Origin of the sequence: Gardnerella sp. DNF01195 (assembly GCF_049244175.1) — a bacterium.
GTDB lineage: Bacteria > Actinomycetota > Actinomycetes > Actinomycetales > Bifidobacteriaceae > Bifidobacterium > Bifidobacterium leopoldii.
In genome coordinates this window covers 1,212,523-1,228,831 of sequence record NZ_CP058383.1, presented here as the reverse complement: position 1 = coordinate 1,228,831, position 16,309 = coordinate 1,212,523, and the positions used below count along the sequence as shown (strand labels likewise).

Annotated in this window: 13 protein-coding genes; 12 read left to right on the top strand and 1 reads right to left on the bottom strand. The window is 43.3% G+C overall.

Annotated features, from left to right (window positions below):
* Positions 1-81: 81 nt before the first annotated feature.
* Positions 82-1,236 (bottom strand): quinone-dependent dihydroorotate dehydrogenase, encoded by a 1,155-nt coding sequence (locus HXT43_RS04645; protein WP_004105417.1) that lies wholly within the window; start codon positions 1,234-1,236, stop codon positions 82-84.
* A gap of 228 nt (positions 1,237-1,464) precedes the next feature.
* On the opposite strand from HXT43_RS04645, the gene HXT43_RS04640 reads away from it, so the two are divergent.
* The 12 genes from HXT43_RS04640 (at position 1,465) to HXT43_RS04585 (ending at position 16,309) form a co-directional block, all read left to right on the top strand.
* On the top strand, positions 1,465-2,322 hold the full coding sequence (locus tag HXT43_RS04640; RefSeq protein ID WP_004105415.1) for a DeoR/GlpR family DNA-binding transcription regulator: 858 nt from the start codon (positions 1,465-1,467) through the stop codon (positions 2,320-2,322).
* A gap of 533 nt (positions 2,323-2,855) precedes the next feature.
* Complete coding sequence (locus HXT43_RS04635) at positions 2,856-4,049, top strand: hypothetical protein (RefSeq protein ID WP_116442599.1); 1,194 nt, start codon at positions 2,856-2,858, stop codon at positions 4,047-4,049.
* 600 nt (positions 4,050-4,649) lie between these two features.
* Positions 4,650-5,906, top strand: a complete 1,257-nt coding sequence (locus tag HXT43_RS04630) for an AMP-dependent synthetase (protein WP_421780939.1) — start codon at positions 4,650-4,652, stop codon at positions 5,904-5,906.
* Positions 5,907-6,302: 396 nt separating this feature from the next.
* Positions 6,303-6,599 (top strand): 30S ribosomal protein S6, encoded by a 297-nt coding sequence (gene rpsF, locus HXT43_RS04625; RefSeq protein ID WP_004574062.1) that lies wholly within the window; start codon positions 6,303-6,305, stop codon positions 6,597-6,599.
* A 154-nt stretch (positions 6,600-6,753) separates the two neighbouring features.
* Entirely contained in the window at positions 6,754-7,335 is a 582-nt protein-coding gene (locus HXT43_RS04620) for a single-stranded DNA-binding protein (RefSeq protein ID WP_064340624.1), read from the top strand.
* Between the two features lie 139 nt (positions 7,336-7,474).
* Positions 7,475-7,723 (top strand): 30S ribosomal protein S18, encoded by a 249-nt coding sequence (rpsR, locus tag HXT43_RS04615; protein ID WP_004105399.1) that lies wholly within the window; start codon positions 7,475-7,477, stop codon positions 7,721-7,723.
* A 16-nt stretch (positions 7,724-7,739) separates the two neighbouring features.
* Positions 7,740-8,186 carry a 50S ribosomal protein L9 gene (gene rplI / locus HXT43_RS04610; protein WP_004105397.1) on the top strand — a complete coding sequence of 149 codons (447 nt, stop codon included), beginning with the start codon at positions 7,740-7,742 and terminating at the stop codon, positions 8,184-8,186.
* Positions 8,187-8,726: 540 nt separating this feature from the next.
* Positions 8,727-9,851, top strand: a complete 1,125-nt coding sequence (gene mvk, locus HXT43_RS04605; RefSeq protein ID WP_064340625.1) for a mevalonate kinase — start codon at positions 8,727-8,729, stop codon at positions 9,849-9,851.
* A 135-nt stretch (positions 9,852-9,986) separates the two neighbouring features.
* Entirely contained in the window at positions 9,987-11,084 is a 1,098-nt protein-coding gene (gene mvaD, locus HXT43_RS04600) for a diphosphomevalonate decarboxylase (protein WP_004574055.1), read from the top strand.
* Between the two features lie 9 nt (positions 11,085-11,093).
* Positions 11,094-13,457, top strand: coding sequence for a type 2 isopentenyl-diphosphate Delta-isomerase (gene fni, locus HXT43_RS04595; protein ID WP_174143440.1), 2,364 nt, complete (start codon positions 11,094-11,096; stop codon positions 13,455-13,457).
* A gap of 127 nt (positions 13,458-13,584) precedes the next feature.
* A complete protein-coding gene (gene rpmB, locus HXT43_RS04590) occupies positions 13,585-13,779 on the top strand; it encodes a 50S ribosomal protein L28 (RefSeq protein ID WP_004105392.1) in 195 nt (64 codons plus the stop codon).
* Positions 13,780-13,870: 91 nt separating this feature from the next.
* The gene (locus HXT43_RS04585; protein ID WP_174143441.1) at positions 13,871-16,309 is read left to right on the top strand and encodes a DEAD/DEAH box helicase; all 2,439 of its coding nucleotides are present in this window, start codon (positions 13,871-13,873) and stop codon (positions 16,307-16,309) included.

The following is a 16,309-nucleotide window of genomic DNA, read 5'->3' as shown; positions in this document are numbered from 1 at the left end:
GTTCCTTACAAATAGACCCTTACTTATGCTACTTGATTGTGAGCAAAGTAAGGGTCATTTTTAGCGCAAATACGCACTGTACTAGTTCAAATCCGCACCAACTGCGTCTGTAACATGCTCAAAGCCGTCGCGTTTCAAAAGATCCGCAAGTCCGCGTTTCAGCGTTGTGATTTGCTGCGGTCCTCTGTACATAAGTGACGTAATAAACATAACCAAATCAGCACCTGAGCGAATCTTCTCATATGCTTGCTTTGGCGTAAATACTCCGCCAATGCCTGCAATAGCAAAACGTTTACCAAAAGCTTTGCGCGTGCGTCGAATAAGCTCGTTGCTTGCGCTGTAGGTAGGACCTCCAGAAAGTGCTCCTTGCCAATCTTCCGGAACATCAAGTCCTGCGCGATTCTTTTGCAAGTTCGCAATACTTACTCCGTCAACTTTATGTTCGGCAAGTACGTCAAGCAAAGATTTGAACTGTTCCCAACCACCGTGCAAATTAAGCGGCATCTTAACTAACGTTGGCTGAGGTCGCTTAATAGTGTCAAGATCGGTGAATAATTTGTCAAGTGCTTCCGGCTGACTAAATGGTTCACCCACACGCGTGTTCGGGCATGAAATATTTACTTCAATTATTGAGCTTTTTCCAGCTGCACGTTCCATAGAAATATGGTAGTCTTCAATTCCTTCTTCCAAATCGCCAACTAAGTCGTCGTTTGTGCGCGCAATAGAAATAGACATATTCATAGATTTTGCGTGCGTCCAGGCTTTCTCGGCTCGTGCAACAACGGCTTCGCTGCCATCGTTTGCTAGTCCTGCGTGTACAAGAATAGAGTCATATTCTGGAAGGCGATGATACCAAGGTTTTTGATTTCCTTCGCATGGTCGGCTTGTGGTAGAGCCAACTGTTTCAAAACCAAAGCCGGCGTTGTCTAGTACGGTCGCCATTTGGCAGTTTTTATCCAGTCCTGCACTTAAGCCAAACGGATTTGCAAAATCCACACCCATAACGTTAGTTTCTAGCACTGGGTCTGTGTAGTTAAGCATTTCGCGAAGAAGCCACATTAATCCAGGAGTGCGTTCGCTAAATTTGCAAAAATTAATCATGCGATCATGCGCTTCGTCTGGAGGAATGTTAAAAACAAAATGCGGTTTAATAATGTGTTTGTATGAGAATGTAAAAAGGTCGGTCGTTGCTTTATTGACGACATTGTGCAATGAGTGTTCAGAAACGTAATACATATTTATATAGTAGGGCATTATTGTTATATGCGCTATTACTTAGTGTATTTTGTGCGTTTTTTTCTTGCCGTAGTTTGTGCGTTTTCTTCCTTAGTACGCGTTCGTTTTTGTGCGATTTTTCATAAAACTTGCTTTGCTTGACAACAAAATGTGCGTTCTTTTCGTTTTAATGCCCTGAAACGCTCAATTACGTTTGTTTTTTGCGTTTACGTGTGCGATAATGTTCGTATGATTTCTTCACAGCGTCAACATTTGATTTTAAGCCGTCTCCGTACGCGTGGTGCTGTTCGCATTACTGCGCTTTCTAAGGAACTGAACGTTTCTGCTATGACGGTTCGCAGGGATATCGCAGAGCTTTCGGATCGTGGGCTTTTAAAGCGCGTTCACGGCGGCGCTGTAACGACTAATACTTTGCTTTCGGAGCCGCTGTTTTCTGTAAAGTCGCAAATGGATATTGGTTTGAAGGATGCAATTGCGCGTTTGGCTGTGGATTATGTTTCTCCGGGGGATGTGATTGCTATTGGCGGCGGTACCACTGCTTATGTGTTTGCGCAACATTTGCTCGAGTCGCGCAGGGCTTCTGGCATTACGATTTTGACTAATTCGATTCCTGTTGCGGAGCTTGTGCAAGCTTTAGAGTCGAAGGATGTCGAGGTTATTGTTACCGGTGGCGTGATTACGCGTTCCAATTCGCTGGTTGGGCCTATTGCAGATAAAGTTGTTGCTTCTCTTCGTGTGAATACCGTTTTTCTTGGCACGCATTCTGTGTCTCTTCCTCGCGGATTCCTTATGCCAAATTCTTTGGAAGCTGCTACGGATATGGCGTTAATGGATATTGCGGATCGCACGATTATTTTGACGGATCATACTAAATGGAGTTGTACGTCGCTTTCGCTATTTGCTCGTTTTGATCAGGTTGATACTGTTATTACCGACGATGGTTTGGATGCTGACTCTCAGCTTCGTACGCGTGAGCTTGTGAAGGATTTGGTTTTGGCACCTGTTATTGATGAGCGAGATGTTCTTGATGCGTCTAATGCTGACGATTTAGTGAGTTCTGGAGATTCTGACGATTTGCTTGATTAGTATTTTTGCGAATATTTTTGCAAAGTTTAATTTTGCGCGCTGATGATTTTAATGCCCGAGTGAGTTGTTTACTCGGGCATTTTTGGTTTTTCTGTTTGGTTTTGCTTCAAGTGTGTCGATGTTTAAACAAATTTTGCTATGTTTAAATAAAGCGTGCCGATGCTTAAATATTGCGTTTTTTTGTTGTTTTTATAAGGCATTTAAAGAAATCGCAAAACTCAAACCTTAAAGAAAGCTGAAAAAACGTTAAAAAAATCCAGTATATGGCGTGTCGCGTAATTTTTATTAAAAAATACAGAAAAATGTCGTAAATATTTCTGCTTTTCAATGAATATAACGAATATTTATCAAGATTTTTGTATTTTTGATGCTGAGAAACCTGAATTTTAGTGTTGAGTTTTCTGAGAGCTTGCGGTAAGTTTTAACTCAGTTACCGGTTGAATCCCTAGTTCACTGGTACGAGCGGGAAACCGCAAATGGCAAATTTTTCTTCGCATACCCTAGTGCGAAGGAGAAGAAGAAAGGAAAATATTATGTTGAATAAGAAGGCTATCGCCGCATTCGCTGCTGGCGCCACCCTCCTCTCTGGTTTCGCTTTTGCTGCTCCAGCAATGGCTGCATGCCCAGATCCTGCTCCATTCAAGAGCGCTGCTAAGACGTCTGCTGATGCTGCTTACAAAGCTTATACTGATGCTAAGGCTGTTCTTGATGGTATGACTGTAACTCCTAAGCCAGAACAGCCTCTAGTTGTTATTACTACTTGGATTAATTTAACTCCTGATGCTACTACTGGTTTGATTGCTCTTAAGCCTACTGCTGCTTCTGCTGCTCCGTACGATGTGTATGTAAAAGCTAAGGCATATGTTGATGCTTTCAATGCTAACGTTACAGAGACTAGGGCTAAGGAAGCTCAGCAGACTAAGGTAAATGATCTTCTTGCTAAGTATCTCGATGCTAAGAACGTATTGGAGAACTGCGCAGTTCCAGATCCAACTGAGGATCAGATTAAGAGGGCTCTTATTAACAAGGTTCGTCTTGCTAAGATGAACTTGGACAACAAGGATGATTTGCTTGCTGTTGCTAAGAAGAATTTCAATGATGCTTATAAGGCTTTGGTTGCTGCTATTGCTGAGTACAATGCTCGCATGGATGCATTCAGTGCTGCTAATGGAAAGCTCAATGCATTCTTGGCTTCTGGCGTGAATGATTCTGCTACTGAGACTCGTTTGCGTGATGCAGCAGATCGTGCTGAGGCTCATCTTAAGCGTGCAACTGTTGCTCTTGCTAAGGCTAAGGCTGCTTATGATGATGCTTTGGCAAAGGATTTGGCTGCTGTAGCTGCTTATAATAAGGCTTTGCAGACTTACAAGGATGTTTACAATGAGGCTGTTGCTGCTGGTGTGAACCCAGCTTTGTTGCCACCAGTTGTGACTTCTGATCCTTTGGATCCAAAGGTTCCAGCTGTTCCTGGTTTGAAGCATGCTTATGCTTCTGCTATGAGCGGTAAGTTTGGTAAGGAAGCTAAGGCTGCTGAGGCTGCTGCTAAGCAGGGTAAGGATACCAAGGCTTCTGCTCAGCAGAACAACAATGCTAACGGTGCTGCCGCTGGTGCAAACGGTGCCGCTGCTGCTGGTTTAGCTAAGACCGGTGCTGCTGTAGCTATGGCTGCTGTTGCTGCTTCTGTGCTTGCTGGCATGGGTGCTGCTCTTCGCAAGATCCGTCACTAAGCTAAAAGCTGATTCAGCGATGAATCATTTGGGCTTTAGCTTACTGGTTGATCGTTGAGTCGATTTTACTGTGAATTACTTAGTCTAGTGTGCTAAAAGGTGCGCTAGACTAAGTTTTTTTTGACCTATAAACCTTTTTATAACAATTTTGTGCTCTTCGCCTCCTGTCTGCACATCCTGTCTGCGCTTTCTGCTGCACCCTTGTAAACTTTCTGCCGTTTTTTCGCTCTTTCGCGACTTTTCCTTTACGCAGCTGCACAGTTTTTGCCGTTTTATCGCCTTAATCCGACCGTTTCTTTACGCCGCTGTAAAGTTTTTGCCGTTTTATCGCGCGCATCCGACCTTTCCTTTACTCCCATGTAAACTTTCTGCCGCCACCTGCCAATTCCGCACCTTCTTTTCGCACCTTCTTTCCGTACCTTTTATCCACAATGCAAGAAATTTATTTACGCACGAATAAGGCTTTAATAACCTTGCATTATGAATAATTTTTATATAAACGATTTATTTTCGAATAGTGAACAGAATAAGCGTTGCTTCGCCCCGAAAACTAATGCTGAAAGAAAAGCAGTTCAAAGGTCATCGCAACGTGGAGAAGCTGTGCGCGTGTACAAAAATCTTTACATGCGTAAAGAATATTGGAATAGTCTTTACGAAGCTGAAAAAATACGTCATATTGCGTTATCTATTATTGAATCGCACCCCGATTGTAAATTAACAGCTTCGACTGCCTCGGCACTTCTTGGGTATCAAGTTTCGAAAGATTATGACAGCGAAAAAAATTGCTATGATAATGCTTTTCTTAGCAAAAAGAAAAATTGTGTGGACGCAAGAGATACTAAAATTTATATTCGAAGCAACAAGCGAAAATCAAACAAGTATAACAATCAACTAAAAGTTATTCCTTCCGTAGGTTACGAACAGAATGGTATGAGCGATGATGTCCGCATTTTAACGCGTGAGAATAACAGTACTGGACAATTAATAAAGCTTCCGCATGCAAGCGATTGCGTGACTGAAGAAATAAAAAGTCACTTGGTAGATAAAAGCACTATGTTGTTTGACGTTGCTAATAATTACTCATTTAGATTTGCTTTGCCTATTTTCGATTCAGCAGCGCGAGATAATGTGAATTTAAACAGAGTGATCGAAATTTGCAAAAGCCGATACTGCGATTGCAAGAATAACTTGAGTGGCGTCGATTGTAATAGTGAGATTGCAAATAATAAAACGTGTGCGAATGGCAGTTTACACAAAAACCAACGTCATTATACAAGGGATTACGCTTATTTGGATGACTTGCGAAACTATGCAAAAACGAATGGTGGGACTAATTTTTCATTGTCTTTTAAGCAAATTTTTGAGTGTGAACAAAAAAAGTTGGCTAAATTATGTAAGCTTTGCTTCTTTGCAAATGGTCTTAGCGAGAACGCTGGTGAATCCTTAGCTCGGGGAACAATGATTAATTTAGGATTTATGATACCAGAATTACAGCGTGAGTTTGAGATTCCACATGTAAATTTGAAGTATCGTTGCGACTTTTTGTGGAGCCTGAATAATGGGGAGTTGATTGTTGGGGAGTTTGACGGGTATTCGAAATACTACATTGATACAGATGATGCGCAATATAAGAATGTGAATCTTAATTCTTCAGAAGACAATAAAAATTTATTCGAATCGCGAAACCAGAGTGTTATTCATAAGAATATCGACAAACAAGCGGAACGTGAGGTATTGCTTATGAAGGAATGTGGCGTAAATAAAATCGTGCGCTTTAATTACTCGGATATCCTTGATCCTAGGAAGCTTGAGAAGAAACTTGCAGCTGTTGGAGTGCCTAGAATTATTGGGAAATAGCCGATGCGTGCGTGTGCTGCGGAACTTTGCGCTTGATTCCGACCAAAACTTTACTCCTGTGTAAAGTTTTTGCCGTTTTTTAGCACGAAAACGACCTTTTCTTGACAACGCTGTAAAGTTTCTGCCGCTTTTTAGCACGAAAACGACCTTTCCTTTACTCCCGTGTAAAGTTTTTGCCGTTTTTTGGCGTGTAGCCGACCGAAACTTTACGCCGCTGTAAAGTTTCTGCCGCCTGACACCATCGTTTAAGCGCGTAACTCTCGTCGTCACGAGCGTGCTGTAAAATAGCAAAGTTGTGTGCGGTTTTGGTGCTTGTCATCAAACATATCGCGCATATTTTGCAAACACACTCCTGCTGTGGAAGGTCCACAGCCGATAGTCCGAAGGAGGTGGGTGATGTCTGCACATAAGTATGAACTGATGTTCATTGCAAATCCTGAGCTGGATGAGCACGGTCTTAAGAAGTTGACCGAGCAGTATCTTGAGCTTGTCACCAACGAGGGCGGTTCCGTTGACGGTACCGATTACTGGGGTCGCCGCAAGTTTGCCTACGAAATTGAAGGCAAAACCGAAGGTAACTACGTTGTGGTGAACTACACTGCCGAGCCATCTGTAAGTGACGAACTTGACCGTGTTTTGAACCTTAACGAATCTGTAATCCGCACGAAGATTCTTCGCAAGGACGCTAAGTAAAAACTAGCAAAACTAAGTAAGCTCTAGTGAATTAAATAAAAACTAGTTAAGCTAAATAAATACGTAAACAACCGCGCATAAGTTGCGCACAAAATTGCCAGTAATTGCTAACTAACATGCGATTACGAGTAAAGCGAGAAAGAAAAGGCACGATATGGCAGGTGAAACAATTATTACCGTCGTGGGAAATCTCACTTCGGATCCTGAATTAAGGGCACTTTCCAACGGTGCTTCTGTTGCGAGCTTTACCATTGCATCCACACCTAGAACGTTTAATCGTAATACGAATCAGTTCGAGGATGGGCCTGCATTATTTATGCGTTGCTCAGCGTGGAGAGACTTGGCAGAACATTGTGCAAACAGCCTTTCTAAAGGCATGCGCGTGATTGCTCAAGGCAGGTTGTCGCAGCGTTCGTATCAAGCGCAAGACGGCTCTAATCGCACAGTTGTTGAACTTACAGTTGACGAAATTGGTCCATCTTTGCGTTATGCAACTGCGCAAGTTAACCGCCAAAGCTCTTCAACAGGTTTTGCTGGTGGCTCGCGTGCAGCAAATGCTGCTGGTGCAGGTTATGCTGGCGGAGCAAATTATGCTGCTAGCCAGACTGCTTCTCAGCATGCCGCAAGTTCTTCAGCGGCTGATCCGTGGAGTGCTGCTGCGCCAACAAACGATAGTTTTTCAACTTTCGGTGCCAATTCTGATTTTGGTGGCGATTCTGAAGAACCTGAGTTCTAGCGTTTTAGTTGAGCTATAGATAGCGTATTTATTTGTTTATTTATGCACTTATTTACGCGCTTACTTAATCCTTATAAATACATCATCAGTTAAATGTTATGCGAACAAAAAGCATAACGGATTTGAGAGAGGACATCTTATGTCACGCAAAAGGCCGCAACCACCGGTCAAGCCTTTCAAAAAGAAGCCAAATCCTTTGAAGGCTGCCAAGATTACTGAAATTGATTATAAAGACGTTGCTTTGCTGCGCAAGTTCGTTTCTGACCGCGGCAAGATTCGTTCCCGTCGTATCACCGGCGTAACCGTGCAGGAACAGCGCAAGATCGCGAAGGCAGTGAAGAATGCTCGCGAAATGGCTTTGCTTCCTTACGCCACTACCGGTCGCTGATTGAGAGGATAGGAATATGGCTGAAACCAAGGTTATTCTTACCAAGACTGTTGCCAACCTCGGTCACTCTGGTGACGTTGTTGAAGTTAAGGCTGGCTATGCACGCAACTACCTGATTCCTCAGGGTCTTGCTTTTGCATGGAACAAGGGTGCTGCTTCCCAGATTGAAGCAATGCGTCGCGCTCGTCTTGCCAAGGCTGTTGCCACTCGTGAAGAGGCAGTTGCAGCTAAGGCTCAGATTGAAGGCACCGTTGTGGAGCTTTCTGCTAAGGTTTCCGAATCCGGCAAGCTTTTCGGTGGCGTTTCTGCCGATAAGATTGCTGCTGCTTTGGCTTCCAAGGCTCAAGTTGAGGCTCGCGCAATTAAGGTTGCTACTATTAAGACCACTGGTGAGTTCCCAGCAACCGTAACGTTGCATCCGGAAATCACCGCTTCCTTCACTGTTAAGGTTGTGGCTGAGTAAGTAGCTTTGTGAATTTTACAAAACATGTTGCAGCAAGCAGATTCTTGCTTTTAGTGGTTTTCTGCTTGTAATACATGTGGATTGAACTTAAGCATTAACTCTGCGTTTGCGTTGTATTGAGTTTTCTCATTGCGATGCTGCGCAGAGTTTTTTTATTGCTGCGCGCTGGTCGGTTTTACATTTCTATTCCCCGCGCGACCTTTTCTTTACAAGCGTGTAAAGTTTCTGCCGTTTTATTGCCTTAATCCGACCGAAATTTTACACTCGTGTAAGGTTTCTGCCGTTTTTCTGCCATTTTGCGACTTTTTCTTTACAAGCGTGTAAAGTTTCTGCTGTTTTATTGCTTTAATCCGACCGAAACTTTACACTCGTGTAAAGTTTCTGCCGTTTTCCAAATGTGAATGTGTTGTAAGTGTCACGTGCGTAACGTAGTTTTTTAAGTTTTACTCGACTAAATTAGAACAGTTGGAAAATTGCGAAATTATAAAGGAGATGCAAACTGTGCTGGAAAGCAAATATGAACTGGCTGACGAGCTTAGTATGAACGCAAAAGCGCAAGATGCCAACATATCTGCTATTCGCAATGACGAAGAGTATGCTTGTAAAAATTCCGTAAGCGCAAATCTTGAAAACGCAATAAAATACAGCAATCACAAAGGTTATGGCGAAACTTGCGCGAAGGTTATTCTTTTTGGCGAACATTCCGTGGTTTATGGCCATTCTGCAATAGCTTTGCCGCTTAAAAACTTGCGTATGCGCGCTGTTGTAACTAGTTGCAATGAATCTTTAGCACCTGTTTCGTGTGAATCTTTATCTTCTACATCAAGCGAATCTTTAGCATCTACGACGAATCTCGATTCACATATAACTCTTTCATGCCTTGACTTTACTGGCAAACTTTCCGAAATTCCTACGCGCTTTAATAGCATACGAACAGCAATTCGCGCGTCGCTAGAGTTTGCAGGGTGGAGCGGTGAGAATTTGCACATTTTTACCGAGTCTGATTTTCCAGCAGAACGAGGTCTTGGTTCGTCTGCGGCAGCTGCCGGTGCTGTAATTCGTGCGATTCTTGACTATTATGGCGTTGCAGCTAGCAATGATGAGATTTTTAAGTTGACGCAGACTGCTGAGTGTGTGGCTCACGGATGTTCTTCAGGCTTGGATGCCACTGCAACTGCTGCTTCCTGGCCTGTGCGTTTTAGTCGTGGCTGTTTTGATCGCATGGAAATTAACATGCGTGCGTGGCTTGTTTTGGCGGATTCTGGATGCAAAGGAATGACTCGCGAAACAGTTGAAGCTTTACGTTCTCGTTTAGAATCGAATCCTGTTGAAGTTGGAGCGCAGCTCAATAAATTGGGGGAGATTGCGGCTGTTGCAGAAGATGATTTGGCGTTTGGCCGTATTGAAAATATGGGTAAGCAAATGACTTTCGCACACCGTATTTTGGCGGATTTGGGCGTAAGTACTGCAAAACTTGACGCCTTGGTAGATGCTGCTTGTCAGCATGGCGCGTTGGGTGCAAAACTTACCGGTGGAGGTGGTGGAGGATGTGTCATTGCGCTGGCTGATAGTGAGGATGCTGCTAAGCGAGTGAGTGAAGCTTTTAAAAATGCCGGTGCTTGCGATACGTGGGTTGTAAATATAGGTGATTCTGCAATAAATTGAATCTTATTTTTACTTGAAATGTAGCATAAACTTTACAGTTGTTTAAAGAAAAGAAGCTTGTGCGCACTGTTTTGCTAAAATATTGCTTAGCACATTAACAAACGAGAATTACTTATCTGCCGCAAGAGGAACAGCATGCAAAATGTTGAAATTCAGCCAAAAATAACGTTTGACGCTAGTCTTTCACCCAACTCAGCTTTTGCTAAAGCAAACGCGAATATTGCGCTGATTAAGTATTGGGGTAAGCGCGATGAAAAGCTGATTTTGCCTTATACTTCCTCGCTTTCGCTCACCCTTTCGGATTTGTCTACAACTACAAGCGTAAGTTTTGCGAATAATCTTGAACAAGATACTTTTACTTTAGATAATGAAAAGATTTCGCCGTCTGCCAAAACTTTTCGTCGCGTAGTCGCTATGCTCGATTTGGTGCGTGAAATTGCAGGAATTTCAATGAAAGCAAGCGTTATTTCGCATAATATTGTGCCAACTGCTGCTGGTCTTGCGTCGAGTGCGTCTGGTTTTGCAGCTCTTGCGTCTGCTGCCTCGTACGCTGCTGGATTAAACCTAACTCCACGAGAACTTTCTAGACTTGCAAGACGTGGTTCTGGTTCAGCTTGTCGTTCGATTTTTGGAGGACTTTCAATTTGGCATGCAGGTTGCGACGACGAAACGTCTTATGCAGAGCCTATTGAAAACGCACAAGTTGCGCTTAAAAATTTAAACCTTGCTATGATTGTCGTCACTTTGGACGATAGCAAAAAGCCGATTTCTAGCCGAGAAGCGATGCGCAGAACGGTTGAAACTTCGCCAACGTATATGCAATGGGTTGAGCAGTCGAAGGACGACCTTGAAATTGCTAAAAACGCAATTCAGCGAGCAGATATTGAGCAATTGGGTGAGGTTGTTGAACGCAATGCTTTTGGAATGCACGAAACTATGCATAATGCTGTTCCATCGGTGAATTATTTGACTAGTAGCACGCATATTGTGCTTGAAGCGGTTAAAAATATGCGAAAAGATGGTTGGCTGGTGTGGTCTACGATGGATGCTGGTCCGAATGTGAAGGTGCTTACTTCTGGAGATGATGCTTATCGTGCGATGTGTCAGTTGCGCTCGCGAGTTGAAGATGGTTTGCGTAATTCTAGCGTTTTTTGTAATACAGAATATTGCGAGCCGAAATTTGCGATTGCGCTGCCAGGTGACGCTGTGACGGTGAGTACGAGTTTAAAATAGGCGGATAATATGACTCAAGTGCGCTCTAGTGCCCCAGGAAAGCTTTATATTGCGGGCGAGTATGCTGTTGTTGACGGCTGTGCTGCAATTGTTGCTGCTGTTAATCGTTATGTGACGGTTAGTGTAAGTGATGAAACTTTAAACGAAGAGTTACGCGAAAATTTGCAGAAAAATGCGCCTAGTAGCAGAAATTATTGTGGTGTGATTACCTCAGATGGCGAAAAATATAAACCGCTTCTTTGGTCGCGTGCATCCGACGGAAGTATTGAAATACAAAACGACGGAAAATATGCTTATGTGCTCGCTGCAATGTGCGTAGTCGACGCTTATGCTAGTGAGGAATGTGCGCCAAATATTAACCGAAAAAGTTACAATGTGCATATTTCTAGCGAACTTGATGACGCAAAAACCGGTAGAAAATACGGTCTTGGATCTTCTGCTGCGGTAACTGTTGCGGTTATTCGCGCGTTGTGCAAATGGTATGATTTGAATCTTTCGACTCCAGAAATTTGCAAGTTAGCGTTAATTGCGTCGTCGAGTGTTAAAAAATCCGGAAGCGGTGGAGACGTTGCTGCCAGCTCTTATGGCGGTTGGATTATGTATCGCGCGTATAACCGCGAGTGGCTTGAAGCTGAGCTTACGCTAGTAAAATCCGGATGCTCTGATTTCGGTGAGTTGTTGCACAAAAAGTGGTCGCGACTGGAAGTTAAGCGTTTAAATGTAGATAAGTCGCTAAAACTTTTAGTCGGCTGGACTGGTTCTCCTGCGTCTAGCGCAAAGCTAGTAAGTAGCGTAGAAAGTAGCGTTAAAACTAGTACGGAAAGTAGCGTTGAAAGTAACGCTGAAAATAACGTTGAAAGTAGCGTCGAAACTAGTGCTTTTGACAAAAAAATTAAATCTTTCACTTACGAAGATTTTTGCAAAGAAAGTGAGATTTGCGTGCAAAAACTTGCGCGCGCAATTGAAAAGTTTGAAATAAGCGAAATCTATAGCGGTTTTGCTCAAAATCGTGCGTTGTTGCAAAAATTAAGTGCTCTTACTGGAACTGTTATCGAAACGCGTGAACTTACAAAATTTATTGAAATTGCGACTTGTGCCGGTATTCCTGCAAAAACTAGCGGTGCAGGCGGAGGAGATTGCGCAATTGCGCTGTCGACAATTTATGACAATAATGTAATTGAAACTATGAAATCTACTTGGGAAGCCAATGGAATAAAGCCATTGAATATTGATGTTACGGAAATTTTTGGAACTGGTAAGCCTTCTGAAAATATTGTATTAGACGCGTTTGCTAAGCGTAACGAGCTTAATATGCAATCTGCTCAATCTTGCATAATACAAAACCGAAAAGACGCGCATATTGCGCTTGCGGACAAGCAGTATAAAACTCGTGCAGATTCAGATTTTGACAAAGTGCGTTTTGTGCCGAATGCTTTGCCGCAAGTCGCGCTTGAAGAAATTGACGCTAGCGTGAGCGTGCTAGGAAGCGAAGTATGCGATTCTGTGCATTGGTGCTCGCCGATATATATTAACGCAATGACAGGCGGAAGTGATGCTGCTAAAAAAGTGAATGCAAGTCTTGCTAGAGTTGCTGCAAAAAATTCTGTTGCTATGGCGAGTGGATCTTTGAGTGCTGCTCTTCGAGACGAAACTTTACTCAGCACTTTCAGTGTCATAAGAAGCGAAAATCCACACGGATTTGTGATGGCAAATGTTAGCGCTGGAACTAGCGCGTCTGATGCATTGCGTGCTGTAAACATGATTCATGCGAATGCGTTACAAGTGCATTTAAATGCTGCACAAGAGTTGGTTATGCAAGAAGGCGATCGCGATTTTCGAAATTGGTTGCGCAATATTGAGTCTATTGTCAGTGCGTGTGAAGCTCTAAAAGTGCCTGTGATTGTGAAGGAAACTGGATGCGGAATTTCTGCTAAAGATGTTCAGCGTCTTAAAGATGTTGGAGTGCGCACTGTAGATGTTTCTGGTCGTGGTGGAACTAATTTTGTAACAATAGAGAATGCTCGCAGGAACTTAGGCGACTGTGATTATTTGGCTGATTGGGGTCTTACTACTGTTGAGTCGCTGGTTGACATACGCAAGTGTGATTCGTTAAAAAATATGGAAGTTTTCGCAAGTGGAGGAGTTCGCACGCCTTTGGATGTTGTGCGCGCGTTGGCTTTGGGTGCTTCTGCAGTTGGTGTCGCTGGCGAGTTTTTGCATACGCTTATGCATGAAGGTGAGGACGCGCTTTCTTTGCAAATTGATAACTGGAAGAAGCAAATTAGGGTGATTATGGCGCTTCTTGGATGCAAGACAGTTAAGGATTTACAAGAAAAGACTGAGTTTGTGCGTGCGGATTGTCTTGGTAAGTGATATACTTGTGTAGTTGTGCGTTCAAGCGTGCTTATTTGTTTATGCAATGTGCGTAAGTAATTTGCGTAAGTAGTTCGTGTGTTTGAATGACGCAAGACTTGCAAGTCAAAGAAAATAGGAGTCCATTATGGCAGCTCGTTGCGCAGTATGTGGCAAGGGACCGCAGACCGGTTTCAGCGTTTCACATTCGCACATTCGCAATAAGCGCACCTTCCGCCCGAACCTTCAGCCGGTTCGCACCACCATTGATGGCGAAAACGTTCGCCTTCGTGTGTGCGTAAAATGCATTAAGGCAGGCAAGGTTCAGCGCGTTGAGGCGTGAATCGCGTGTTAAATGTAAGGCCCTGAGCAGTGCTCGGGGCTTTTTTGTATTTGCATATTTTTTCGCGCGCACGTTATATTCCTGATTGCGGATGATTTATAATCGAAATATGCTAAATACGCCCACGAACTCAGCCAAAATGCATACTTCGCTTTCTGCGATAATCAGCAATAAGCGACGCGTTTCTGCATTAAAATCTTTGGGCATAGTCACAGTTGAAGACGCGTTAACTTACTACCCGTTTAGAGTTACAAGTCCACTGAGAATTGCGAACTTAAAAGATGTAAAAATTGGCGAAGAAGTGGCTTTCTATGCGCAAGTTCAGTCAATTAACGTTGTGCCTATGAACGCTCGTCGCGGTTTTAGAATCGAAATTAACGTTTTGCAAGATATGCAAGCAGTAGCTCAACTTATTTATTTTTCTAAAAATCGTCAATACGCTCAGTGGCTTTCTGCAAAGATGCATGTTGACGAAATGGTTGTTGTTGGCGGCACGTCTAGTGCTTTTAATGGTAAATTGCAATTTACGCATCCTCAAATTTTAACCGTATCTGCTGTAGAAGAAAGCGATAGCTTACATCAATCTCGCGATACTGTAAGAAGTGTGGAAGATGGTTTGGCGCGTATGAGTGCTCCTATGCCCGTGTATCATGCAAATTCGCGAATCTCTAGTGAGCATATTCACGAAACTATACTTTCTATACTTTCTGCACTTTCTAAAGATTCTGAAGATTTCGCAGCTTCCGCAGCTTCCGCAGATTCTAAAGATTCCGCAACTTGCACTACTGAATCCCTGCAAATCCCAAACATTACGCCTGAATCAGTGCTAAAAAAACGTAACCTCATGACTAGAGCGTCAGCAATATACTCAATTCATAATCCGCAATCAGTTGACGAATTTTACAAAGCTGTTGACTCGTTGCGCTATGAAGAAGCTTTTATTTCCCAAGTAGCTGTATTGCGATCTCGTGAAGATTCTAAAGATAATCAAGCAAAATCCTGTAATAATTCTCTTATAAGAAATGAATTTGTGGAAAGTTTGCCGTTTGAGCTTACTGCAGGTCAAAAAGATGTAATTGATGAGATTGTACGTGACATGCGTGAGCGCCATCCGATGCGTCGCTTGCTTCAAGGTGAAGTTGGTTCCGGAAAAACAGTTGTTGCGCTCGCTGCAATGCTTGAGGCAGTTGGATCAGGATATCAGGCTGTGCTTGTGGCTCCTACTCAAGTTCTGGCGTCTCAACATGCCGAAAATTTGCGCCAAATGATTGCGCGCGCGAATCTAAAAGTGCCTGTAATCGTAGTAACTGGCGGCATGAGACTTGCGGATCGCAGACGTGCGCTAGCGAGTGTTGCAAGTGGGGAGCCTTCGCTTATTGTTGCAACTCATGCAGCGTTCTCGTCGACTTTTAAGCCGACTAATTTAGCTTTGGTAATTATTGATGAGCAACATCGTTTTGGTGTTGAGCAGCGCGATGTTTTGTTACGCAAAATGAGTGTAGATCCGCATGATAGTGCTGAAAAGTCTTTTACACCGCATCTTTTAGTAATGACTGCAACGCCTATTCCGCGCTCTGCTGCTATGACGTGGTTCGGTGATTTGGATGCTTCATATTTAACTGAATTGCCTGGAGGCAGAAAACCTATTCGCACTTTTGTTGTACAAGAATCGGATGCGAATACTATGGCGAGAATGTTTGCGCATATTCGTGCTCGCATTGATGCAGGTGAGCGTGCGTATGTTGTTTGCGCGCATATTGATGATGATTTTAATGAGGATTCTGGTAGGGATTCTGGTAGGGATTCTGGTAGTGCTTCTGCTAGGGATTTTGATAGCGATGAATCTGAAGGTTTTGAAGATGTTTCGCAATCTGTGCAATCTAATCAATCTGAAGAAAATAGCGCAGATTCTTTGCGTAAACTTCACACAGTTAACGGCATTTTGAAGCGGCTTTCAGCTTTGCCGCAATTTAAAGGCGTTACTTTTGCTAAGCTTACTGGTCGCGACGATGATGCTACAAAACGCGAAACGATGGAACATTTTGCACGCGGAGATGTGCAAGTTCTTGTTGCTACAACGGTTATTGAGGTCGGTGTTGATGTGCCTCAAGCGAGTTGCATTGTGATTTTTGACGCGGATCGTTTTGGCCTTGCACAATTGCATCAGTTGCGTGGACGTGTTGGGCGTGGTGGCACGAATTCTTGGGCATTTTTGGTTGCGCAAACTGAGGATGGAAGTCTTGCTCAAGAACGTTTGCAAGTTGTTGAAAATTCGCTAGATGGTGCCGTAATTGCTAAAAAAGATTTGGAATTGCGCAATGTTGGCGATGTTCTTGGCGATAAGCAGTCGGGTGGTCGCTCGAGTTTGAAGATTTTGCGAGTTGTTAAGGATGCAAAGATTATCGCTATGGCTCGTGAAGATGCGTTGGAGACTTTGCAAAAAGACGCTCATCTTGTTTCGTTGCCGTATCTTGCAGGTGCAGTGCTTGATTTTACGAGAGGCGGAAGTACGCAAATCGTAAGCAATTAA